We start from the raw sequence: 22,695 nt of genomic DNA, 5'->3' as shown, positions 1-22,695 counted from the left end.
TGGCACCGTCGGCTCGTCCCCTCACCGCCTCGGCCCGGTTCCGGGCGCACCGTCCGTCTCATGGGCCCCGCCATCGATTAGGCTCAGGGTCATGGCACGCAATCCGACCGCAACCAAGGAGAAGCTCCTCGACGCTTTCGATACGCTCCTCGACGAACACGGCACCGCCGGAGCGACTCTGGACGCAGTAGCGGCGAAGGCAGGAGTCTCCAAGGGCGGTCTGCTCTACCATTTCGGGTCGAAGGCGGCACTCATCGACGGCAGCCTGGAACGGCTCGACCAGCTGGTCGGCGAAGACATCGAAGCGATGAAAGCCGCCGGCAAGCGCCTCCATTACTACTACCTCGAGACCTCGGCCGAGGTCGGCACTCCCCTGGACCGCAGCCTCATCGCCGCCGGTTGCCTCGCACTCGAGAACGAGGAGGCCAAGGCAGCTCTGCGTAGGACTAGTGTCCTGCGCCGGTAGTTCGTTGCATTAGTCGTGAGAGAGATTCCAGTATCTCTTCCGCGGTTTTCGTCCACACGAATGGTTGCGGGTCCTCGTTCCACGCCTTAACCCACTCGCGAAGGTCTTTCTCCAGGGCTTGCACGCTTCGGTGGTCACTGCGCTGGAGGAGTTCGCGGGTGACTTCAGCGAAGAGCCTCTCGACCTGGTTGATCCACGACGAATACGTGGGCGTGAAATGAATATGGAACCGCTCATGCTTGCCCAGCCAGTTCCGCACCAACGGGTGTTTGTGCGTGCCGTAGTTGTCACACACGACGTGGATGTCGAGGTGGTCTGGAACGTGTTTGTCGATCTTGGTTAAGAACTTTTTGAACTCGATCGCGCGGTGCTTGCGGTGTGTCGAGGCGATCACGGTTCCATCGGCGACATTCAGCGCTGCGAAGAGACTCGTCGTGCCGTGGCGGGCGTAATCGTGGGTACGTTTCTCCGGCATGCCCGGCATCATCGGAAACGCCGGCTGGGACCGAGACAGCGCTTGGACCTGGGACTTCTCATCGACGCTGAGCACGACAGCGGACTCGGGTGGATTGAGGTAAAGGCCGACGATGTCGTAGACCTTTTCCACGAAGAGAGGGTCGTTGGAGAGTTTGAACCCATCGGCGCGGTGGGGTTTGAGTTCGAAGGCCTTCCAGATCCGTCCGATCGTCGATTTCGATAGTCCGCTGCGTTCGGCCATCTGCGCCCGTGACCAGTGGGTGGCGTTTTTCGGTGTCTGTTCCAGGGTTGAGGTGATGACGTCCTCGACCTGCTCGGCCGTGATCGTGGCGGGTCTACCTGGGCGTGGTTCGTCGACGAGACCATCGAGTCGGTCGGCAATGAATCGGTTCCGCCATTTGGCCACAGTCGCGGGCGTGCAGCCGAGGCTGGTGGCGACTTCCTTGTTTGATCGTTCCTGCCCGCAGCCGAGGATGATTCGTGAGCGCAGAGCAAGGGCTTGTGAGGACTTGCGCCGACGGGACCAGCGAGTCAACGTCTGGTGTTCTTCATCGGTGAGGATCAGTTCAGCTTTCGGACGACCGGTGCGAGGCATACTCCATTCTACAACTTCTTACACGAATTTACGGCGCAGGACACTAGGGAAGCGTGGTTCAACCTACTCAACGACCACCTCGGCGATGCTGACCTGGCGATGACGATCCAGCTCATCGGCGACGGCATGTATTTCAATCAGAACTTCGGACTCTCACAGGATGAAGCCCTCGACCACGTGAAGCGGGTGCTCACGCGCCTCGGGCTCTGAGGCACCCCCATGGAGTTCCGGACGTCTCGTGCGGGATATTGCCTCAGCTTTCCGCACAGATCGTCCGGAAGTCGGCCCACCACCGCGGCGTCACTCGCACACAGCTGACTGTGGATGGCGATTCTCTATCCACAGGCTGGTTTCGCGCCATTTCTTTTCAGTGACCGGAAGGCGAAGCTGGCTCCTATGTACGCTGACTCTCGCTGGGTGATGCACGATTTTCCGGAGGTATTCCGAACCCGGGACTACATCGAACGCGGCATCACACGGCACAGTCTCTATCATTCGAAGCGCTTTCAGCAGGTACTGCCCGGCGTACGGATGGACCTCGAACGGTTCGACCGTCGCCCGGTACCGGCGTGGGCCGATACTGACTGGCTGTTTGATGCGCAGAGGCTCAGAGCCGCGCTCCTCCACTACCCGGACATTGCTGCCAGCCACGCACTTGCCGCGCGGCTCTACGGCTGGCCGCTTCCCTCCAACTGGCTGACGTCGCAACTCCATGTCTCAGTCACGGAGCCCAATTGTCGGATCAGGCTCCCTGGGATCACTCTGCGCCGAATGACGACCATGACGGTCAGGCAATGGTTCAGCTTGCCCATTCTCGCTCCGGAAGAGGTCATCATCGGAATCGCAGGCGACCTGATGCAACGCGACCTCGTGAAAATCTGCGACGCGGCCGTCGGCAACTGGCACGGACCACCCCAGATCGGGCTCGACGAACTGCGTGACTGCATTCGCACACGTCCATTCCTCCGCGGACGACAGCACCTCGTGGAGGCGGCCAGCCTCGCCCGCCCGACTGTCGATTCGCCACCCGAGACAGACCTGCGGCTGTGGGCCGTCGAAGTCGGTCTGCCCGAACCTGTCGTGCATCCTCATGTTCGCAGCCGCCTCCTTGGGCGCATAGTCGAACCTGACCTCGGCTATCCCGACGCGCGGCTCGCTCTGGAGTATGAAGGCGGCCACCACTTCGAATCGAAGCGGCAGAGAGAAAGCGACCTCAGACGCGACGAAGCGCTCCGTGCAGAAGGCTGGACAGTTCTCCATGTGACCAACAACGCCGACTACATCCTGCTGGAGGCACAGATTCGTGACCATCTGGGTCTCGAGCTTCGCGTTCGGCCGGGGCGCGGCAGGGGTGGCGGCTGTTGACCATGCGGCGACTGACTGGAATGTCGCTCGACTCAGGCGGGATTCAGCCAGAAGATGGGAAGTTCCGGACGATCTGTGCGGAAAACTGAGGCCCAAATCAGCACAGATCGTCCGGAACTCCGCATAATACGCCTCCACCCGCAGCGAAGATGACCGGTTCGGGCGAGAGTCAGCTCAGGTGGTGCACCTCCTGCAGCCCGTACACCGGAGTCTCGATGCCCTCGTGCCGGGCCTTGAGCTGCAGTGCCAAGTAGAGCGAGTAGTGGCGAGACTGGTGGAGGTTGCCGCCCATGAACCACAGGTTCTCCTGCTGGGTGGGCTTCCACATATTGCGCTGCTCGCCCTCCCACGGGCCCGGGTCCTTCGTCGTCTCCGACCCCAGCCCCCAGCATTTGCCGACCTTGTCCGCGGTCTCCTGGTCGACGAGGTCGGCGACCCAACCGTTCATCGAACCGTAGCCGGTGGCATAGACGACGAGGTCGGCCGGCAGCTCGGTGCCATCCGCCAACACAACCGTGTCGGAGGTCAGGTGGTCGACCTGCCCCTTGGCCAGCTTCACTTTGCCGTCGGCGACGAGCTCGGCGGATCCGACGTCGATGTAGTAGCCCGACCCTCGACGCAGGTACTTGAGGAACAGCCCGGACTCGTCGTCACCGAAGTCGAGGTCGAATCCGGCATCCTCCATCCGCTGGTAGAAGTCCTTGTCCGCTTCCTTGATCTGGTCGTAGAGCGGGATCTGGAACTCGTGCATGATCCGGTACGGCAGTGACGCGAAGATGAGATCCGCCTTCTCCGTCGTCACACCATTGGCCAGCGCGCGTTCGGAGTACAGGTCGCCCATCGCGATCTCCACGAGCGAGTCGCTCTTGACGATGTGCGTGCTCGAGCGCTGCACCATCGTGACGTCGGCCCCGTTCTCATACAGGGCGCCGCAGATGTCGAACGCCGAGTTGTTGCTGCCGATGACGACGACCTTCTTGTCGGCGTAGGCATCGGGGCCGGGGTGCTGTGAGGAGTGCTGCTGTTCGCCCTTGAAGATGTCCGAGCCGGGGAACGTGGGGATGTTCGGCTTGCCCGACATGCCCGTGGCCATCACCAGATGGGTCGGGCGCAGAGTGACCTTCTCCCCGTTTCGGTCGACCTCGACCGTCCACCGGCCGGCCGCTTCGTCATATTTCGCCGAGGCGGCTGTGGTCGATGACCAGTACGGAATCTCCATGATCTTCGTGTACGACTCCAGCCAGTCCGCGATCTTGTCCTTCGGCGCGAACACCGGCCAGTTGTCGGGGAACTTCAGATACGGCAGATGGTCGTACCAGACCGGATCGTGCAGACACAGCGACTTGTACCGCGACCGCCACTGATCACCCGGACGCTCCCACCGGTCGATGACCAGCGAGGGCACCCCGAGTTGGCGGAGACGAGCGCCGAGGGCGATGCCGCCCTGCCCGCCACCGACGACGAGGATGTAGGGGTCAGCGGTCTTGCCCCAGGCGTCGTCCTCCTCGGCGAGCTTTTCCGACCAGCTCTTCCGTTCGGGATCGACGCCGTGTTCGGCGCCTTTGACCCGGCGAGTGCCGCGGGGCTCCTCATGTCCGGCGATCTCCTGCAGCGAGGTGAGCATGGTCCAGGCCTTGGTGCCGTCTTCGTCGATGAGGCGGACGAGCCCTTTTCCGCGCCCCACCGAGGTGGCGAATGTGAACCAGGCTTCGGTCACTCCGTCGGCAGTTGCCGCCGGCTCGCTGAGTTCGAAGTCCTCCGGTGAGACGCGGTCGAGGTTATGGGTGAGCAGGTCGGTGACCCCATCGGGATTCTCCACCGTCTTGAGATTCCAAGTGAAGGACACAAGGTCTCTCCAATAGCTGTCCGTGGCGAACAGTCCGGCGGCGGCCGGAATATCCCGGCGGCTCAGGGCCGATTCAAAGTCCTGCAGCCACCTCATTGCGATGTCATCGGCAGTCAGCTGGGGACGGTCGAGCGTCGTTGTCATCTTTCCTCCTCGTTGAGTTCAGTGACTCCAAACTAGGACGGACGCTCACGGCTCGGAAGAGTTGCATCGGATTGCATGGCTCGCACCGAGGCGGGATTCTCACAGACGCTTCGACCCCATGGTCAGGGGTGCGTTCCCGTCTTATACTCAAGGCATGCTTCAGCCGGATCTGGCGCATCTCGCCAGGGATCTGACACGCATTCACGATGCTGTGATCACCGGGGCGTCTCCCCCGGTGCAACCGCGCGCGCTGGTCAGGCGCTCGTGGGATCGAATGCTGCGCTTGGGGTTGGACCCGGATGGCGCGAATGCGCGGGTCGTCGCCGATGAGACTGAGTTGGAGACTCGGAGAAGGAATTCGCGGCTGCGGCTCGTCGTCGATGAGATGCGGTCGGTGCTGCTGCGGGCTCCGGATGCGGCTCCGTTCATCCTCGTCGTCACCGATGCCGATGGCGTCATTCTGTGGCGTGATGGTGCGGCGTCCGCGAGGCGCCAAGCCGATGAGCTCGGGTTCGTCGAAGGAGCGCATTGGTCCGAAGCCAAGGTCGGCACGAATGCCATCGGCACGGCGCTGGCTGAGGAGGCACCTGTCCAGCTCTTCTCCGCCGAGCACTTCGAAGCGTCTCAGCATCCGTGGTACTGCAGTGCCGTGCCCGTGCACGACCCGCATGACGGGACCCTGTTGGGAGTCGTCGATATCAGCGGTCCGGCGATGACGCTTCACCCGGCTGTGCAGTCCTTGGTGACGACGGCGGTTCGGCTGGCCGAAGCTCGGCTGATGATCGCTCAGCAGGAGGCACTCAACACTCTGCGCGATCGGATGTCGGCCATGCTCGCCGGCACGTCCGGCCCGGCCCTCGTCGTTGATGAAGCAGGATGGGTGGCTTATCAGCAGGGGGTGCGCAGCCGCGACCGCATCGAGGCCCCCGCCGCCGACCGTTCGATCCTCATTCCCGGTGCCGGTCTGTGCCTGCCGGAGAAGATCACCGGCGGGTGGCTGCTGCGGCCCACCGGCGACCGTCGTGCCTCGGTGACTCTGCGTTTGAGACAGGACCCACCCGTGCTCGACATCCATTCCGGCACCGACCCCCTCGTCGTTCCGCTCACGCCGCGGAGGGCGCAGATTCTGGCGGCGGTCACCTCGGCGGGGGTTGCAGGGATCAGTGCCGCCGATCTCAGCCAGCGACTCTACGGGGACGGCGACCATGTGGTCACCGTCCGCGCTGAGGTCTCGCGTCTGCGCCGATCCGTCGGTGCGCTGCTCGCCACCCGCCCCTACCGCTGGGCCGAGGGCGTCGACGCACGGGTGGAGTGACTCTCGGACCGACGCGGACCAGTCCCTGCCGTCACCTGCCCGCCCCGCGGTAGCTGCCGACCGACCACAGCACTCCCTCGGGGTCCTGGATGGCGAAGTCGAGCGATCCGTAGTCCTGCTCGGTCAGTCCCATGACCTCGGTGGCACCGGCGGCGAGCGCACGCTGGTGGAGCTCACGGACGTTGCCGGAGGCCAGATACACCGACCCCGAGGCGACTCCCGTCTTGGTCATGACCCCGCCTTCGTCGCGGACGGACCCGAGCATCACTCCCCCACCCTCGGGCCAGGCGAGTTCGGCATGATCGACGCGATCCGGATCGTCGGCGTTCGTGTACTCGGCGACGACGTCGAAGCCGAGCGCCTCCTGCAGGAAGGCGATCGCGGCTTTGGCATCGCGGTAGCGGAAGGTGGGCCAGACGTTGGCATGGTTCTCGGACATGGTCACTCCTGAGGTCGTCGCAGTTGGAATTCCATCATCGACGCACACCCACCTATACGTCTTGGACAAATCGGAACAGGTCAGCCCCTCGCCGAGGCTGCCCCCACCGAATCTGTTCCCTCAGTCCGGGTCCGGGCCACGTCATCGGCGGCCAGCCACCGACTGGGGCTGAGACCGACGAAATCCTGGAAGTCCCGGTTGAGGTGCGCTTGATCGGCATAGCCGCAGCTCACAGCGATCTCCGCCAGACTGCCCCGGCCTTCCGGGATGAGCCTCCGCGCCCGATCGAAGCGGACGATGCGGGCGGCGTCCTTGGGTCCGATCCCGTATTCGGATCGGAACTGGCTGCCCAGATGGCGCCTGCTCCATCCGACGTGATCGGCGACGAGGGAGACGGGCAGACCGCCATGGCTGTCGGCGATCCGATGCCAGGCGGCGGCCACCTCGGTGCGCGGACGATTCGCGTCATCGATCGTGCGCATGAGCACGTCGTCGATGGCGGCGAAGCGGGCGGACCATTCGGTCTCCCGGTTGACCCGCTCGTGCAGTTCCGCGGCCAGCGGCCGGGAGATCCGCGCAAGGTCGACGCTGTGGTGGGCGAATTCTGCGGCGGGGATTCCGAAGAACGCCCGTGGAGCCGACGGGCTGAAATTGATCTGGATTCCCGATATCGCACCGGGGTGGGCGATGAGCGTCGAGCGCAGGTGAAGGCCGGCGAGCAGCACGTCGAAATGCTCACGGCTGCCGGTGAGGGCATCGACCTGGCACAGTGGTTCGGCGATCGAGACGATGAAAGTCAGAGTTCCCGATGGCAGTCCGAGGTGCGTCCCCGCGGGGACGCCGGAGATGTCGTAGCCGACGTAGTCACCCACGAACGGACGCAGTCTCGGGTGAGGCCGGCCGATCAGGCCGTCAGTGCGCGACGCGGACATGGCGCCAGTGTAGACCCGCAAGTGCGTGCGGGTAGGCGTAATCGGCCCGGCCCGTCACGATCGTTCGACCACGCTCCAGATCGGGTCGGTGAAAGTCCGGTCGAGATCGAGCCCGAATTCTCCACGGAGAACGGCGGCGAAGTCGGCGGCATCGGTCACCGTCCGCTCAATGCGTTCGGGCTCGTCACCGGGGCGGAGGCTGCGCAGCTCGCCACCTTCGAGCGACACTTTTCCGCCGCTGTCGAGCGTCTTGGCCACCACCGGTGCGCCGGTGAAGCGCGTGCCGGGTTTCGTCGCGGTGAACCAGTTCGACACCTCGAGGTCGGATTGTTCACGTGGGACATCCGCGAAGGCATAGACGGTGCGGAACTCCTGGTCAGCACTGGTCCGCGACTGCAGCGCCCAGTCGGCTTCCGCTCGCATCGCCGGTGCCAGCACGGTGTCGGCCGGGACGATCCTGTGCTCTCCGTGCTCTGTCGTCCGCGGTTTCGACTCTGCCTCGAGTGCGAGTGCAGACTGCGGCGTCCCACCGCCGAACCCCGGGTCGACGACGAAACGCCGACCCTTGATCTCGACGATCGTCGCCTGGTGGGTCAGCGGTCCGGGCGCGGACCTCCCGTCGCCGAGGTGAACGCGGGCGAGGATCGGGTGCGCGCTCAGCCCGAGCTCTCGGAGCACGGCGCGGATGAGTGTCGCGTGTTCGTGGCAGTAGCCGCCGCGGCCGGCGTCCAAGAGCTTCGCCGTCAGTGAGTCGAGGTCGGTGGGAATGCCCCGCGATTCTCCTGCCGCGCGTGCAGCGATGACGTCGAGGTTCTCGAAGCAGATCGACCGGACGTGGGCGGTCAGCAGCTCGTCGATGAGGTCGACGATGTCGTCGATCGTCCCGAGCGCCCGACGGCGCAATCCGTCCTCCGAGCTTTCGAGTCCGAGCCGGTCGGCATACCGGGCTGCAAGCGATGACGGTGTCATTGCCGGTGCTTCCATTCCGGGCGCGAATTCACGCCCACGGTTGGGGTCGGAGTCCGTGGGCTCCGCGATAGTTCGGCGACGTCGGCTGCTCCCACTCGCCGAGGAGGTCCTCGGGGAGCCGATAGACCGTGACCTGCAGTGGGTGGCAGTTCTCCACCGGATCGGACGAGCCGTCACCGAACATCGGTGCGGACAGATCCCCGCCGGGGCAGGTGGACAGGGCCGCGAGCAGGTCTTGTTCGGCGAAGAACTCGAAGTAGTCGCCCGGGCGTGCCGGGCAGGTCTTCATGAAGTATTCGTCGTTGCTGTTCAACCCCGTGCACTGGAAGACGTTGAGCACATCGTGGACGTCGAATTCGGTGAGACCGTACGGCAAGATGGCGCGGACGAGGTTCGAATGGCAGTGGTAGTCGAAGTCGACGCCGCTCAGCATCTGCGACACATAAGGGTCACATCGGGTGCCCAAAGTGTCGTGCACGCGGCCGCCTTCCGGGTCGATGCCGTAGTCGGACAGTGTGTCGCCGACGATGGTGGCCATCGGCCGCAGAAACGGCAGGGTCGACCACAGGCGGTCGAAGGTGGACACGTGTGCCGCCTGGAGCTGTCGGGTCCGTGCGGCCCAGAACCGTTCTCTGGGATCGTGGCGATTCCACAGATTGAGGTCGCCGACCTGCGGGCCGTCGACGGTGGAGATGCGGCAGACGTGGCCGGCAGGGATGTCCCACGCCTGTCCGGAGCGGATGGGGATGGTGAACTCGTCGATGATTTCCCGGGAGTCGGTGTCCTCACCGATCTGTGAGTAGAAGTCACTGTCGACCTCGAGCGCGGGGCCCTGATAGGCGGCTTCCTTCAGACGGCTCTGAGCCATTGGACGCATCCTCCTCCGTAGTCATGTTGCCTGCAACGATGCCAGCTTCTGACCGGCTGTCCAAGACGGTGGTCGTCGGGTCTATGCTGAAATCAGAGAGCCGACGCAGGTGAATGAGCCGCGTCGTCGCATGCACCGAACCGCGTGCACCGAGCAGTGGGAGGTCGGAATGGCTGAAGAGATCGACGTGGAGATGCAGGACACGGGGGAGTTCCTGGCCAGCATCCGCTCAACGACGGGAACCGACGAGATCGTTCTGATGTTCGACGATGCCGAAGAGGTCTCCGACGGAGTCTTGGGCAATGACGAAGCCTCTGTCCGCGCGACCGTGGAATTCCTTCTCAGCCATCAGCCTCCTGGGGACCTGCCGGACCGGATCGACCTCGTCGACATCGCCGCTGCCTACGACGGCGCCGTCGAGTCCATCCGGAAGCTGCGGGGTTAGCAACCCACAGCACTGTGCTGGCGGGCCCATGCCGAAGGGCGGAACCGACTCAGTGTCGATTCCGCCCTTCGGCATGTGACGAGTTCCGGAAGTTCCCCGGGCGCCTGCTCAGTCCAGCAGGTCGTGGCGCACGATCGACTGTTCGCGATCAGGGCCGACGCCGATGACCGACATCCGGCAGCCCGAGAGCTCCTCGAGGGCGAGCACGTACTTCTGCGCATTCTCGGGAAGGTCGTCGAAGGTGCGGGCCTTCGTGATGTCCTCGCTCCAGCCGTCGAAGTACTCGAAGATCGGCTTCGCGTGGTGGAACTCGGTCTGGGACACCGGCATCTCGTCCTGGCGCACTCCGTCGACGTCGTAGGCGACGCAGACGGGGATCCGGTCGATGCCGGTGAGCACATCGAGCTTCGTGAGCACATAGTCGGTGAAGCCGTTGGTGCGTGCGGCGTAGCGGGCGATGACCGCGTCGTACCAGCCGCAGCGGCGCGGACGTCCGGTGTTGACACCGAATTCTCCACCGGCCTTCTGCAGGTATTCGCCCATCTCGTCGAACAGTTCGGTCGGGAACGGTCCGGCGCCTACACGAGTGGTGTAGGCCTTGACGATGCCGACGACGCGGTTGATCCGCGTCGGTCCGATGCCCGTTCCGACGCAGGATCCGCCGGCGGTCGGGTTCGACGAGGTGACGAACGGGTAGGTGCCGTGGTCGACGTCGAGCATCGTCGCCTGGCCGCCCTCCATGACGACGACCTCACCGCGGTCGAGCGCCTCGTTGAGCATGAGCTCGGTCTCGGCGACGTACGGGCGCAGCCGTTCGATGAAGGGTTCGAAGTATTCGACGATCTCTTCGACCGACACAGCGCGCCGATTGTAGACCTTGACGAGCAGTTCGTTCTTCTGCCGCAGGGACCCTTCGATCTTCTGCCGCAGGATGGATTCGTCGAAGACATCCTGGACGCGGATGCCCAGGCGCCCGATCTTGTCCATGTACGCCGGGCCGATGCCGCGGCCGGTGGTGCCGATGGCGCGCTTGCCGAGGAACCGCTCCGTCACCTTGTCCAGCGTCTGGTGGTACGGCGCCACGAGGTGGGCGTTCGCGGAGATCCGCAGCTTCGAGGTGTCCGCGCCGCGGGACTCGAGCGCATCGATCTCCTCGAAGAGCGCCTCGAGGTTGACGACGACGCCGTTGCCGATGACCGGGGTGACGTTGGGTGAGAGGATACCGGCGGGCAGAAGCTTGAGTTCGTACTTCTCTCCTCCGACGACAACCGTGTGGCCGGCATTATTCCCACCATTGGGCTTGACCACGTAGTCGACGCTGGTGCCGAGGATGTCGGTGGTCTTACCTTTACCTTCGTCGCCCCACTGAGCGCCGACGACAACGATTGCTGGCATGAGAGTGCTTCACCTCGAAGTGAAAAGGGGATGTCATTACTCGCTAAGTCTACTGGGTCACACTGACGCAGCCACCCCGGCCCAGCCGCCGAGTCTCCCGGCCTCGGCGAGGATCTGCTCGCGCAGCATGACCGGCCTCTCCCAATCGCCGACTCGCCCGAAATCGCAGGCATCCAGCATCCTTGTCCGCCAGGTCCCCCACCCCTATGCTGAAGTCACCACGTAACCCGTCGTTCGGGCAGGAGCCTTCTGAACGTCGCCGGAGCCGTCGACTTCAGGGCATCACCGCTCAGAGGAGGTCGCTCATGTCCACCACGTCAATGCATCCGGCCACGAGTGCTTCGCAGAACCAGTCCCCGAACCAGCCCGAGAACCAGTCGCAGTCCCCCGCGCTGCCCTACGCTCGCCGCCGCGATCAGCTCGTCGGCTCCGTCATCGATGCCTCCACCACGGTGCTGGCCCAATACGACCACGACATCGTCAAGTTCGGCATGGGGGCGCCGGCCCCGGATATGCTTCCGGCCGCAGATTTCGCCCGGATCGCCGCGCAAGTCTTCTCCCCGGAGAACTTCACGTACGGGGAGACGAAGGGCGAGCCCATCCTCATCGAGGCCCTCCACGACTATCTCGCCACCACCGATCAGATCCCGCCCGAACAGCAGGGAAACCGTGACCGCCTCCTCATCACCTCCGGAGGAATGCAGGGACTCGACCTCGGATTTAAACTCTTCGTCACCCCGGGTGACCTCGTCGCCTGTGAGTCGCCGACCTATACGAACGGTTCGGCGACGGCCATGAGCTATGAGGCGGAGATCCTCGAGATCCCCGTCGACGAAGAAGGCATGCAGATCGACGCGCTCGAGGAGCACACGAAGCGCACCGGGCGCGCCCCGAAGGTCATCTACACCGTCCCGACCTTCCAGAACCCGGCCGGAGTGACGATGTCGCTGCCGCGTCGCGAGCGCCTGCTCGAGGTCGCTCACCGCCACCGGTCGGTGATCATCGAGGACAATCCGTACGGCATGCTGCGCTTCGAAGGTCAGTCCCTGCCGGCGCTGAGCGACCTCAGCCCGAACGATCCCCTCATCTTCGGAGTTCGCACGTTCTCGAAGTTCGTCGCCCCGGGCCTGCGGGTCGGGTGGATCGACGTCGACCCAGAGGTCCGTGAGCTCGCCGTCAACGCCAAACAGACGATGGACTCCTGCGCCCCCGTTCCCAACCAGCACCTCATCGCCCGCTGGCTGGAAGAAGGCGGTGCCGACTCCCACGTCGAGGTCCTGTGCAAGGCCTACCGCGACCGGAAGATCGCGATGTCAGAGGGCTTGGCCCGCCTCTTCCCCGGCGAGATCCGAGCCACCGATCCCGACGGCGGATTCTTCCTGTGGGTGACCTTCGAGGACGAATCCATCGACACCGAAGACCTCATGACCACCGCACTCGAGGAGGGGGTCGCCTACATCCCCGGTCCCGCGTTCTCCCCGGCCGGGAACTTCTCGAATGCGCTGCGCCTGTGCTTCGCCTCGGCGGCCCCCGACCGCATCGACGACGGCCTCGAACGTCTCCGCCGTGCCGTCGATCGGTACCGCGCAGAGCGCTGATCACCACGACGACTCCTTCGCCGAGGCGGCCCTGACCTCGCCCGACCGCGACGTCGGAGCGCTCCCGCACTGAGGGTCGCCTCGGCGCTCGTACGCGGCCGTGCCCGCCGGCGGCACGATGCCTGTCCGCCGCCCGCGACCGCGTCTGCCCCCTGTGGCACAATGAAGAGGTCGCGCATGCGCGACACGGCGGTGGGGCTCGCCGTACCCAACCTCGGTGCAGGACTCGTGCAGACGCTCGAGACTCCGCAGTCGACAACAGTCCCTACCTCGACCGGCTTCAGCATGCCCGAAAGGTAGGAGAGACCATGACCACCGGCCCCGAACCGAGACATCGCGATCCGAAACATGACGGGCCGCCGCGCGCCCGCATCATCCTCGGCATCGTTCCCGATCAGCCCGCCGAGGTGATCGCCGCCGCCGCGGACTACGCCGCCCACTTCGACGCCGAGCTCGTCTGTGCCCATGTCGACGACTCCCGCTACACCATTGAGACCCGCCCCGACGGCTCCGCACATTCGATGCCCATCGATCCGGACACCACCGACGAGGCGGCCACCGAGTTCGACCCCGATCTCGAGCGCCGCATCGCTGCCGCCCTGGCAGGGACGAACGTGGCCTGGTCGACCCGCGCGCTGGCCGGGTCGCCGGCACAGGAACTCGACCGGCTCGCCGAGGCGCTCGATGCCCGCCTGATCATCCTCGGCGTCCGTCGCGCAGGTGTTCGTGGTTCATTGCATGAGTTCTTCAACGGCTCGGTCGCGATCCAGCTGTCGAGGCGCCAGTATCGCCCGCTCGTCGTCGCTCCGCTGGCGGCAGGCACCGGCGGCATGGACGACCCCGAAGCTCCTGCGACGTCGCCGACACCAGGCGCCTCCCCCGCTGCTGAACCTCAGACCGACGAGGCCGGGCAGTGACCCGGCCGGTCCATCTGCGCCTGTCCTATCTGGGACTCGCGTTCCTCGGCGGCACGCTCGGAACCGCGGCACGCGAGGCGGTCAGTCTAAGCCTGCCGACCTTCGGCGATGTGCCGTGGGCGATCCTCACGGTCAACATTCTCGGCGCGTTCGCCCTCGGTCTTCTCTTGGATTCCCTGGCGCGCAGCGGACCCGATGAGGGGTGGCGCCGGAGAATGCGGATCCTCGTGGGCACCGGTTTCATGGGCGGTTTCACCACGTACAGTGCACTGGCCGCGGATACGGTGGGCCTCCTCGGCGCTGGTCCAGGCGGTGCGGATAATCCCGGTGTCGGTCTGGCCTACGGGGTGGGCACGGTGCTCATCGGCGGTCTCGCCACGTTCGTCGGCATCGCCACGGCGACGGCGCTGCGTCGAGGCGGCAGTGGGGTCGATGAGGGGGCCGACGATCCGCCGATCGACCCCGATGTCTGGGACGAGGGCGCCGCGGATGCCGGTCGGGATGTCTCCACGGACCCTCGCCCCGGAGGTGCCCGATGACCCCGCTGGTCTTCATCGCCCTTGCCGCCGCCGGCGGACTCGGCGCCTCATCACGAATGCTGATCGACGGACTCATCAAGTCCCGCATGAGCACGGCCCTGCCGTGGGGAACGATCGTCATCAATGTCTCGGGATCGCTCGTGCTCGGACTGCTGACCGGGCTGGCCGGAGCGAACCTGCTGCCGGAAGCCTGGCACATGGTGCTCGGCACGGGATTCCTCGGCGGCTATACGACGTTTTCGACGGCGAGCTTCGAGACTGTTCGGCTTCTCCAAGAACGTCGCTGGGTCGCCGGTCTGGTCAATGGTTTTGGCACCCTCGTCTTCGCCACGGCGACCGCGGCGATCGGAATGTGGCTCGGCGGCCTGGCTTAGCTGCGACCGAAAGCTCAGCCGCATCTCCACACGCCTCCCCCTCAGCGAGGCGCTGTCCGCGCAGACGCCGAACGGCCCAGTTGAAGTCGAAGAGCACACATTTGAACATGTGCTGTGCGACTTCAACTGGGCCGTCAGCGTATGAGCGCCGAGCCGCTCCAGCGAATTGAGCTCAGCTCACTTATACGCGCGGTGGTACTGAGCCGGGCGGTAGTCGATATCGAAGCGCAGGGCGTCGGCGGCCCGGAGCGCGAAGTTCGGGTCACGCAGGTGTTCGCGGCCCACGAGGACCGCATCGGCCTGACCGGTGGCCAGAATGTGCTCGCCCTGGAACGGTTCGCTGATCAGTCCCACTGCCGCGGTCGGCAGCCGCGACCCTTGACGCACGCCGGCGGCCAGGGTCGTCTGGTAGCCGGGACCGACGGGAATCGACGCCATCACATTGCCGCCGGAGGAGACGTCAATGAGGTCGGCGCCGTGGTCCTTGAGCCAGCCGGCGACCTCGACGGTGTCCTCGAGCGTGACCCCGCCCTCGGTCCAGTCCGTCGCGGACAGGCGCACGAACACGGGAACGTCCTCGCCCACCTCGGCGCGGGTGGCATCGACGATCTCGAGCAGCAGCCGGGCCCGGTGTTCCAAGGTTCCGCCGTAGGAGTCGGTGCGCGTATTGCTCAGCGGCGACAGGAACTCATGGAGGAGGTATCCGTGCGCGGCGTGGATCTCGACGAAGTCGAACCCGGCATCGATCGCCCGGCGGGCCGAGGACCGGAAGGCCGCGACCACCTCGGCGATCTCCGTCTCAGTCAGGGCACGCGGTTCGGCGAGGCCGTCGAAGGCCAGTGCGGACGGAGCCACGGTCTGCCAACCACCTTCGTCGACGGGCAGGCTGCCGTCGTGGTCGGTCCCCCACTCCGGATAGGTCGAGGCCTTGCGGCCGGCGTGGGCGAGCTGGATGCCCGCGGCGGCGCCCTGCGAGTGGAGGAAGTCGACGATGGGGGCGAAGGCGTCGCGCTGCGCGTCGTTCCACAGCCCCAGGTCCTTCGCCGAGATCCGCCCTTCGGGAGTAACGCCGGTGGCTTCGACGATGACAGCGCCGGCTCCTCCCCTGGCCATGGCGCCGTAGTGGACGGTGTGCCAAGGAGCGGGGACCCCGTCAAGAGTCTCGACGGAGTACTGGCACATGGGCGGAACCCAGATGCGGTTGCGGAAGGTCAGTCCGCGCAGAGTGAGCGGTTCGAACAGCAGATGAGACATGACACCTCGTGATCTCGTCGAAAGTAGTCGATTGGAGTATGAGGTTTTTCGTACTTCGAGTTCGCACACTACTACGATGAATTTCGTACTACCAAATATTTCGTACAATGGGAGAGATACGGCGCTACCTGTGATCGGTGGCTGTTCAGATGACATCCACCGACACTGATCGACGCGATGGCGAGATGGGAGGATCCAGATGCGCACACTTGACCACCCCAGCAGGGACGAGATGAGACTCGACACCGTCCTGGCCGCCCTCGCCGACCCGGTCCGCCGCACCGTCGCCTGCAAGCTCAACGACGCATTCGCCGATCATGCGTGCGCGACCTTCGAGTTGCCGGTGTCGAAGTCCACGGCGACCTATCACTTCCGCACTCTGCGCGAAGCCGGCGTGATCCGACAGGAATATGAGGGCACGAAGATCATGAATACCCTGCGCAAGGACGATCTCGATGCCCGCTTCCCCGGCCTCCTCGACGCCGTGTTCGCCGCCCAGAACATCGAACGCGCCGAGGCGACCGCCCCCGATCCTCAAGCCTGACCCGGCCGACTCGCCCCCGAGCAGACGTGACCGAAACGGTCGGGCGACGCTCTCCCCGCGCGAGCAAGCCTCCTCCCCACTGACGAAACTTAAGTGGGGCCAGATTGCCCGCCACGAGTAGACGAGCAATCTAGCCCCACTTAAGCCTTGATCCACCGATTCGCTTGATGGCAAGGGGCTCACTCGGATTCGAGTGCGAACGCGGTGCGAGGGCAGGAAGTAGTGTCCCGGTCTCTCACCGGTCTATTCCACATAGATGATTCCCCGGGGTCTCCTCCAGACCCTGCGGCCTCGTGCTCGAGCAGGAGCGAATCGGTCAGGACAATGATCGTGTAGGTGGGCTCAGAGCCGCGTGCCAGAGTCGTGCGAATTCCGTCGCCCACGGCCACCGTCTCGGCAGGTGCACAATCAGCTTCCTGGCCCGGTGAGCGATCCGGGCCGGGATGCCGATGATCCGTGTCCGCAGCGTCTGAGCGCGCACTTTGCTCATCCGTCCACCGATGAGTCCGGCAGCAGCCCGCAGCAGGTTGTGTGTGATCGCTGCGACTGCTACCCAGGCGGCGTTGGCGTTGAACACCCCAGAGGGCATATGTGCCAGGGCACCGTTCTTCAGCTCCGCATTGATCTGCTCGATGATCGCGTGCTTGCGGTGGATGTGATCAGCAGCGACGGTGTCGAAACGGTCTTTGTCCACCGTGGTGAAGAACGCGTGATAGCGGAACAAGTCGAACAATGGGTCCTGCCCGGCAGTGCGTTTGGTCTCGTTGAGTTCAGGGATGCGGCGGACCACCAAGCGGCCGGCGGCGTGCAGGGACTTCTTCTTCGAGGTGAATGCGGTGAACGGGACCTCGGCGACTTCGGCCTTCGAAATCCAGGCCCTGGTCTCTTCGTCGTAGATCGCTTCGGGGTATTCGATGCCAGTCCATGCGTCGTCGCTGATTGTTCCGATCGCTGCTTTGACCTTCTTGTCCATGCGGACCGTGATCGATACTTCAGCCCCGGCATCCCGGGCGGCTTTGGTCACAGTCGAGGAGTAGTACGCCGAATCAGCCCTGACCAGGGCTGGGAGGCCGGAGTTGATTCGGGTCGTGGTGGCCAGAGCGTCGGCGACGAACTTGTCAGCACCCCGGGCTGACGAGGTTGAGCCCTTGCGCAGGCGCTGGCCGACGATGATCTGGCCGGAGTCGCCCGTCGATGCGGTCGCCAACAGTGCGTTGAGGCCACGACTGCCTTGGTAGCCGAACCCGGCTCCCTGCTTCGACGCGGAGTGGACATCGATGACGGTGTCGTCGACATCGACGAACACCATCGCTTGTCCAGTGTCTTCGCTGGCTGGTAGCAGCGGTGTGTGCTCGTTGAGGTTGGTCAGGAAACGGGAAGAGATCGCGTCGAGTTGCCGGACGTGGCCGAAGGCGAACGAGCGCAGGAACGACCCCAGGGTCGAGGGCGCGTAGACACGATCGAAGAGGTGTTGCATGCCGCCGTGGCGGAGGATGTTCATGTCATCGATCGAGTCGGCCCCGGCAGCCATTCCCGCGACCAGGGTAGCCAGTTTCGGTGCCGGGTTCGCGCCCTTGTCGGCTCCGGTGGTGGTCACGGTCAACCTGTCGTCGGCGAGGTCTGGCAGGCCCGCCATCTGGGCGAGGCTCATGATCGGGACGAGCCCGGTAGTGGCCGTCAGGTTCGCATCGTCGAAGGAGTGAGACACAGACGCGGGTGTGTGGTTGAATAGCACCTGAGAGGTGCCCCTTTCTTGAACGGGAATGTTGACTTAGAACATCATCATTTTCCCAGTTCAGAAGGGGCATTTCCATTTCACGCGCGGCTTGATCCGGCTACTCGCATCGGTGGATCAAGGCTAAGTCGCAATCGGGACGTCCGCGTCGTTCTGATTGAGCACCTCGATGCGGACGTCGACGATGCCGTCAGACCGGGCCTCAGTTCCTGACCGGCGGCCCCTCCTGCCGGGCCTTGGCCCGACCACGGGCGAGATCGACCAGTCCGATGATTCCGGCGAAGACGATGACGAGCGCAATGAACCCGAAGCCCGCAACGATGGCGGCGCCGTAGCCGGCCATCGGCTGCACGACGAAGAACACGGCGGTGACGATCGCGATGCCGATGGCCGTACCCACCCGCTGCCCGGTCTGCATCACACCGCCGGAGCTGCCCGCATACTCGACGGGCACCTCGGCCAGAGTGAGGGTCTGATTCGGGCTGATCGCCATACCCTGCCCGAGGCCGGTGATCCCGAGCGTCAGCAGCAGCCACCAGATGCTGATCCCCCAGGCCTCATGTGCCAGTACGAGCAGCGCCGAGGCGACGACCCCGGTCAGACCGATTGCGACCCCGAGGACGACCATCTTCCGACCGAAGGTGAGCACGACACGGCCGGCCGCCTGTGCGGCGATGGCCGAGAGCAGCGCCGAGGGCAGACCGACGAGGCCAGCGTGGAGGGCGGGGAACCCGAGACCGTTCTGCAGGTAGAGCGCCACGATGACCCAGATGCCGGGCATGCCGACGAAATACATGGACGTCAGCGACGCCCCGTAGGCGAAGCTGCGCGTCCGGAACAGCTGCATGTCGACCATCGGTGATCCGCCTCGGCGAGAGTAGCGGTTCTCCCATCGCACCCACAGCCAGACGACGGCGACGCCGACGGGGACGAGGGCATAGATCCACGCCCCTGCGCTGCGCTCGAGGAAGGGCAGCATGACCAGCAGCGTGCCCACGCCGAGCAGCACGAGTCCGACCGGGTCGAAGTCGGCCCGACGTCGGCCGTGCGAGGCGGACTCGGTGCCGGTGCCGAGCCAGGCGCTCTTCGGCAGCCAGAACCGGCCGAGGATGATCGCAGCCAAGGCGATCGGCACATTGATGAGGAACGCCGATCGCCATCCCCACTCGTCGCCGAGGACAGCGATGAGCCCACCGCCGAGAACGGGGCCGATGCCCACGGAGACGCCGACGATCGTGCCGAACATCCCGTAGGCGCGACCGCGCACCTGACCGTGGAAGTACTGCTGGAGCATCCCCACGCCCTGGGGGCTGAGCAGGCCGGAGCCGAGGCCCATGACGACACGGGCGATGTTGAGCACGAGCGGGTCCGGGGACAGTCCCGAGATGAGGGAGCCGAGGGCGAAGACACTGACGCCGATGACGAAGAGCCGACCGCGCCCGAAGAGGTCGCCGGCTCGCCCGGCGGCGACCAGGAGCACGCCGAACGCGAGCGTATAGCCCGAGAGCACCCACTGGATCGCCGAGTTCGAGGCGCCGATCGAACGCTGCATGTCAGGGAGGATGACATTGACGATCGAGACGCTCAGCAACGACATGAACATCGGGACGAGCATCACCGCCAGGATCTTGCGCTGCTCTGCCGTCATGACCGTCTCGGAAACATTACCCATTCATATAGTTCTACGCCGCCCTGCCGACAAGCACAATCGGCCTCTGTGGTGCGTTTGCTCACGCGCCACGGAGGCCGATGTATTCGCCGAAGCGGCGGCGGGCCCTCTCCCCTATTCCCCGCGGCCGATGGCGTCCACGGCTGTCGGGTCGGACGAGTGCAGGAACTCCTCGATGCGTGCGGCCTCTTCGCCCTCGCCGATCGCACCGGCGGCACGGCCGAGGGCGTAGAGCGCGCGAAGGAAACCGCGGTTGACCTCATGCGAGTACGGGATCGGGCCGGCTCCGCGCCAGCCGGCGGCGCGCAGGGCGTCGAGTCCGCGGTGGTAGCCGACGCGGGCGTAGGCATAGGCGTCGACGAGGCGGCCTTCCTCGTGCGCCTCATCGGCGAGTTCCGCCCACGCCAGGGACGAAGCCGGCAGTGCTGCGGCGACGTCGATGGGCTCTTCACCCGCGTCGATGCGCGTGCGGGCCTCGACGTCCGGGTGATCCTCGGGCAGGTAGGTCGGCTGCGGGCCGAGCTGGCTGGCATCCAGGTTGCCGATGTGCGATGGGTTGCCGATGGGCTGAGTCATGATATCTCCTGAATCGTTGTCGGGGGCGTCTTCGTCATCGTCTCGCCGAGGCGGCTGCTCGCCCCGGCACCATGGTCAGTCGGTCTTCACTTCGGAGGGCAGGACCTTGTACGGGTTCGTGCTCAGCGCGCCGACGACACCGGCGTCGGCAAGCGTCTCGAGCTGCTCCTCGTCCTTGACGTCGGTGGCCCACACATCGAGGTCCACTCCGGTCCATTTCTCGGTGCCATCGGCCTCGACGGCCAGGGCCGTGTATCCGGCACCGGAAAGCGACTCGTTCCGTGTTGCCGTCACGTCCCCGGTGAACATGGCGCCGACGCCGGCATCGGCGGCGGCACGGGCCACCTCGGGGTCATCGGTGCGCACGAGCGTCGAATCCTCGAGCCCCGCCTCGGTGATGGTATTCAATGCGGGGGTGGCCACCTCGGTGGAGTCGATGGCGGGCATGAACACGGTGTCCCCGCCGAACTCGTCGACGATCTGGTCCCAGGTCATCGGGTCGCCGGGGCTCGTGTCCTTGCGGGCCGGTTTGATGGTCTGGTCGAGGAATTCGTCGGCGTCGAGCTCGTCGAGGCTCGTCTTCAGGCCCATGTCCTCGGCGGCGGTCTCCGGGTTCGCGGCCACGATCGTACCGTCGCCCAGCGCGGTGAGCGTGGGTGCCGGCAGGTAGCCGAACTTCACGTTCTCGGTGAAGGCGAGCTTCGAGTTCGCCGGGTACACCGAAGATCCGCCGTCGAGGGCGCCCACGGCCGGTGGGTTGAGCGAATCGACGGTCAGCTGGTCGTCGGAGCCGAAGAGGTTCATCGCGAACACGCCCGCGACGAGGACGACGACGATGATTCCGGCCCACAGGGGTGCGTTGAACTTCTTCGGCTCGGGACGATCGGGCACGGGAATGCGTTCGCGGGATTCGGGATCGACGCTCGGCAGCGGATCGGTGAGCCCGCGGCCGTAGCGATCCTTGTCGATGCGACGCTTCTTCTTGCTCATCGGCTGCTGTCCTTCGTCGTTCCGGCCCCGGTGACGAGTCCCCGGAGGAACCCGGCGCCCCAGCACAGGTGCATGGTCGGCAGGACGATGCCGAACCAGAATCGCTCACGTCGTCCGCAGTCCTTCGCCGCCGAGGCGGTGGCCAGGATTCCGGCGATGTAGCCGAAGCTCGGCACGTGGATGAGCGAGGTGAACCGGCGGAGGAACTTCGGCCACCGCTTCGTCGTGCCCGTCAGCTGGAGCACGGTCTCGATCACGGCCGCGCTCATGCCGAGCACGAGCAGCGGCGGGGCGAAGTAGCGCAGCGAGTTCTGGGATCCGTAGCGGCGGATGAGTTCGGCCCGCCAGATTCCGGTGGCCCAGAACTGCTGGGCGATCTTCGACCAGGTGCCGCGCGGCCAGTAGGTGACTTCCATGTCGGGGTTGAACCAGATGCGGCCGCCGGCGGTGCGGATGCGCAGGTTGAGCTCCCAGTCCTGACCGCGTTTGATGCCTTCGTCGAACCCGCCGAGGTGGTCGAACACTTCCCGACGATAGACGCCGAGGTAGGCCGATTCGGCTTCCTGCGCCTCGTCGCCGGAGTGGTAGGCGGGGCCGCCGAGGCCGACCGGGGACATATAGGCCCGGGCCACGGCTTTCTGGAAGGAGGTCCTGCCGCGGGCGAGCATGAGCCCGCCGCAGTTCGCCGCTTTCGTCTCGCGCAGAGTGTCGATGGCCTGCTTGGTGTAGTCGGGCCTCAGTCCGGAGTGCGCGTCGACGCGGATGATCACCGGGTGCCGGGTCGCGGCGATGGCGAGGTTGAGCCCGATCGGGGTCGCGGCCTGCGGATTGTCGACCGTCTGGATCCGCGGATCACGCGCAGCCATCGCTGCGACGATGGCATTCGTATCGTCGGACGAGGGGCCGAGGGCGAGGACGACTTCTTTGTCCCCGTCATACTCCTGCGCGAGGATCGTGGTGATCGCCTGCTCGATGTGTTCGGCCTCGTTGAAGACCGGCATGATGAAGGAGACACCGGGCTTCTCGTTAAGCGGCGGGAGGCCCTCCGGGGTCAGGATCTCAAGTACTTTCGACACGCTGTCAATCTTCCCATACCCGCGCGCACCCGGTCTTGAGGGGGCATACAGGTGGGCGCTCTCGCCGAGGCGGCTCCGCCTCACCACGAACCCGTCGCCGAAGCGTTGAGCGAAGATTCCGAAGCAAATAAATAAAACAAATATCGTTTACTCGCGTTGGCTCATCA

At 65.2% G+C, this 22,695-nt stretch carries 23 protein-coding genes; 9 read left to right on the top strand and 14 right to left on the bottom strand.

Annotation, left to right across the window (positions count from 1 at the left end; all coding sequences use genetic code 11):
- Positions 1 to 91 precede the first annotated feature (91 nt).
- Positions 92 to 466 (top strand): TetR/AcrR family transcriptional regulator, encoded by a 375-nt coding sequence (locus CXR29_RS17830; protein ID WP_127363800.1) that lies wholly within the window; start codon positions 92 to 94, stop codon positions 464 to 466.
- On the opposite strand, the gene CXR29_RS02510 is transcribed toward CXR29_RS17830, so the two are convergent.
- Positions 447 to 1,538, bottom strand: a complete 1,092-nt coding sequence (locus CXR29_RS02510) for an IS630 family transposase (protein ID WP_009881631.1) — start codon at positions 1,536 to 1,538, stop codon at positions 447 to 449. The genes CXR29_RS17830 and CXR29_RS02510 overlap by 20 nt on opposite strands.
- A 324-nt stretch (positions 1,539 to 1,862) precedes the next feature.
- Between CXR29_RS02510 and CXR29_RS02500 the strand changes: the two genes are divergently transcribed.
- The gene (locus CXR29_RS02500; RefSeq protein ID WP_241241564.1) at positions 1,863 to 2,903 is read left to right on the top strand and encodes an endonuclease domain-containing protein; all 1,041 of its coding nucleotides are present in this window, start codon (positions 1,863 to 1,865) and stop codon (positions 2,901 to 2,903) included.
- Positions 2,904 to 3,072: 169 nt separating this feature from the next.
- Here the strand turns inward: CXR29_RS02500 and CXR29_RS02495 are convergent, their stop codons facing one another.
- A complete protein-coding gene (locus CXR29_RS02495; protein WP_127363799.1) occupies positions 3,073 to 4,893 on the bottom strand; it encodes a flavin-containing monooxygenase in 1,821 nt (606 codons plus the stop codon).
- Between the two features lie 154 nt (positions 4,894 to 5,047).
- Here CXR29_RS02495 and CXR29_RS02490 point away from each other — a divergent pair, with 154 nt between their 5' ends.
- Positions 5,048 to 6,208 (top strand): GAF domain-containing protein, encoded by a 1,161-nt coding sequence (locus CXR29_RS02490; RefSeq protein ID WP_127363798.1) that lies wholly within the window; start codon positions 5,048 to 5,050, stop codon positions 6,206 to 6,208.
- Positions 6,209 to 6,239: 31 nt separating this feature from the next.
- Here the strand turns inward: CXR29_RS02490 and CXR29_RS02485 are convergent, their stop codons facing one another.
- The 4 genes from CXR29_RS02485 to CXR29_RS02470 form a co-directional block, all read right to left on the bottom strand.
- Entirely contained in the window at positions 6,240 to 6,647 is a 408-nt protein-coding gene (locus CXR29_RS02485; protein ID WP_101554955.1) for a VOC family protein, read from the bottom strand.
- A gap of 80 nt (positions 6,648 to 6,727) precedes the next feature.
- Complete coding sequence (locus CXR29_RS02480; protein ID WP_127363797.1) at positions 6,728 to 7,579, bottom strand: helix-turn-helix domain-containing protein; 852 nt, start codon at positions 7,577 to 7,579, stop codon at positions 6,728 to 6,730.
- Between the two features lie 54 nt (positions 7,580 to 7,633).
- Positions 7,634 to 8,548, bottom strand: a complete 915-nt coding sequence (locus tag CXR29_RS02475) for an arylamine N-acetyltransferase family protein (RefSeq protein WP_164742759.1) — start codon at positions 8,546 to 8,548, stop codon at positions 7,634 to 7,636.
- Positions 8,549 to 8,576: 28 nt separating this feature from the next.
- Positions 8,577 to 9,416: an urea carboxylase-associated family protein gene (locus CXR29_RS02470; RefSeq protein ID WP_127363796.1), complete on the bottom strand. Its 840-nt coding sequence runs from the start codon at positions 9,414 to 9,416 to the stop codon at positions 8,577 to 8,579.
- 169 nt (positions 9,417 to 9,585) lie between these two features.
- Here CXR29_RS02470 and CXR29_RS02465 point away from each other — a divergent pair, with 169 nt between their 5' ends.
- Complete coding sequence (locus CXR29_RS02465; protein ID WP_127363795.1) at positions 9,586 to 9,861, top strand: hypothetical protein; 276 nt, start codon at positions 9,586 to 9,588, stop codon at positions 9,859 to 9,861.
- A gap of 108 nt (positions 9,862 to 9,969) precedes the next feature.
- On the opposite strand, the gene CXR29_RS02460 is transcribed toward CXR29_RS02465, so the two are convergent.
- On the bottom strand, positions 9,970 to 11,256 hold the full coding sequence (locus CXR29_RS02460; RefSeq protein WP_062239097.1) for an adenylosuccinate synthase: 1,287 nt from the start codon (positions 11,254 to 11,256) through the stop codon (positions 9,970 to 9,972).
- Between the two features lie 57 nt (positions 11,257 to 11,313).
- On the bottom strand, positions 11,314 to 11,436 hold the full coding sequence (locus CXR29_RS17825) for a hypothetical protein (RefSeq protein WP_277601928.1): 123 nt from the start codon (positions 11,434 to 11,436) through the stop codon (positions 11,314 to 11,316).
- Between the two features lie 125 nt (positions 11,437 to 11,561).
- On the opposite strand from CXR29_RS17825, the gene CXR29_RS02455 reads away from it, so the two are divergent.
- The 4 genes from CXR29_RS02455 (at position 11,562) to crcB (ending at position 14,684) form a co-directional block, all read left to right on the top strand.
- On the top strand, positions 11,562 to 12,854 hold the full coding sequence (locus CXR29_RS02455; RefSeq protein ID WP_241241563.1) for an aminotransferase-like domain-containing protein: 1,293 nt from the start codon (positions 11,562 to 11,564) through the stop codon (positions 12,852 to 12,854).
- Between the two features lie 308 nt (positions 12,855 to 13,162).
- The gene (locus CXR29_RS02450; protein ID WP_127363794.1) at positions 13,163 to 13,771 is read left to right on the top strand and encodes a universal stress protein; all 609 of its coding nucleotides are present in this window, start codon (positions 13,163 to 13,165) and stop codon (positions 13,769 to 13,771) included.
- On the top strand, positions 13,768 to 14,310 hold the full coding sequence (locus CXR29_RS02445) for a fluoride efflux transporter FluC (protein ID WP_180956964.1): 543 nt from the start codon (positions 13,768 to 13,770) through the stop codon (positions 14,308 to 14,310). Before CXR29_RS02450 ends, CXR29_RS02445 begins: the two co-directional genes overlap by 4 nt.
- Positions 14,307 to 14,684 carry a fluoride efflux transporter CrcB gene (crcB, locus tag CXR29_RS02440; protein WP_101554962.1) on the top strand — a complete coding sequence of 126 codons (378 nt, stop codon included), beginning with the start codon at positions 14,307 to 14,309 and terminating at the stop codon, positions 14,682 to 14,684. The genes CXR29_RS02445 and crcB overlap by 4 nt, the downstream gene beginning before the upstream one ends.
- A gap of 177 nt (positions 14,685 to 14,861) precedes the next feature.
- Here crcB and CXR29_RS02435 read toward each other — a convergent pair whose 3' ends face one another.
- The gene (locus CXR29_RS02435; RefSeq protein WP_127363793.1) at positions 14,862 to 15,938 is read right to left on the bottom strand and encodes an NADH:flavin oxidoreductase/NADH oxidase; all 1,077 of its coding nucleotides are present in this window, start codon (positions 15,936 to 15,938) and stop codon (positions 14,862 to 14,864) included.
- Positions 15,939 to 16,137: 199 nt separating this feature from the next.
- Between CXR29_RS02435 and CXR29_RS02430 the strand changes: the two genes are divergently transcribed.
- The gene (locus tag CXR29_RS02430) at positions 16,138 to 16,482 is read left to right on the top strand and encodes an ArsR/SmtB family transcription factor (protein WP_127363792.1); all 345 of its coding nucleotides are present in this window, start codon (positions 16,138 to 16,140) and stop codon (positions 16,480 to 16,482) included.
- A gap of 316 nt (positions 16,483 to 16,798) precedes the next feature.
- Here the strand turns inward: CXR29_RS02430 and CXR29_RS02425 are convergent, their stop codons facing one another.
- The 5 genes from CXR29_RS02425 to CXR29_RS02405 all read right to left on the bottom strand — a co-directional run bounded on the left by CXR29_RS02425 (position 16,799) and on the right by CXR29_RS02405 (position 22,528).
- Entirely contained in the window at positions 16,799 to 18,190 is a 1,392-nt protein-coding gene (locus tag CXR29_RS02425) for an IS1380-like element ISBli4 family transposase (RefSeq protein WP_127363791.1), read from the bottom strand.
- A gap of 229 nt (positions 18,191 to 18,419) precedes the next feature.
- Positions 18,420 to 19,889 (bottom strand): MFS transporter, encoded by a 1,470-nt coding sequence (locus tag CXR29_RS02420; protein WP_101595898.1) that lies wholly within the window; start codon positions 19,887 to 19,889, stop codon positions 18,420 to 18,422.
- A 111-nt stretch (positions 19,890 to 20,000) separates the two neighbouring features.
- The gene (locus CXR29_RS02415) at positions 20,001 to 20,462 is read right to left on the bottom strand and encodes a DUF3151 domain-containing protein (protein ID WP_127363790.1); all 462 of its coding nucleotides are present in this window, start codon (positions 20,460 to 20,462) and stop codon (positions 20,001 to 20,003) included.
- Between the two features lie 75 nt (positions 20,463 to 20,537).
- Positions 20,538 to 21,452, bottom strand: a complete 915-nt coding sequence (locus CXR29_RS02410; RefSeq protein WP_241241562.1) for a hypothetical protein — start codon at positions 21,450 to 21,452, stop codon at positions 20,538 to 20,540.
- Entirely contained in the window at positions 21,449 to 22,528 is a 1,080-nt protein-coding gene (locus tag CXR29_RS02405; protein ID WP_127363789.1) for a glycosyltransferase family 2 protein, read from the bottom strand. The genes CXR29_RS02410 and CXR29_RS02405 overlap by 4 nt, the downstream gene beginning before the upstream one ends.
- Between the last annotated feature and the right edge of the window lie 167 nt (positions 22,529 to 22,695).

The organism is Brevibacterium linens (assembly GCF_003999335.1).
Classification (GTDB): Bacteria; Actinomycetota; Actinomycetes; order Actinomycetales; family Brevibacteriaceae; genus Brevibacterium; species Brevibacterium linens.
This window is presented reverse-complemented; position numbering and strand designations above follow the sequence as displayed.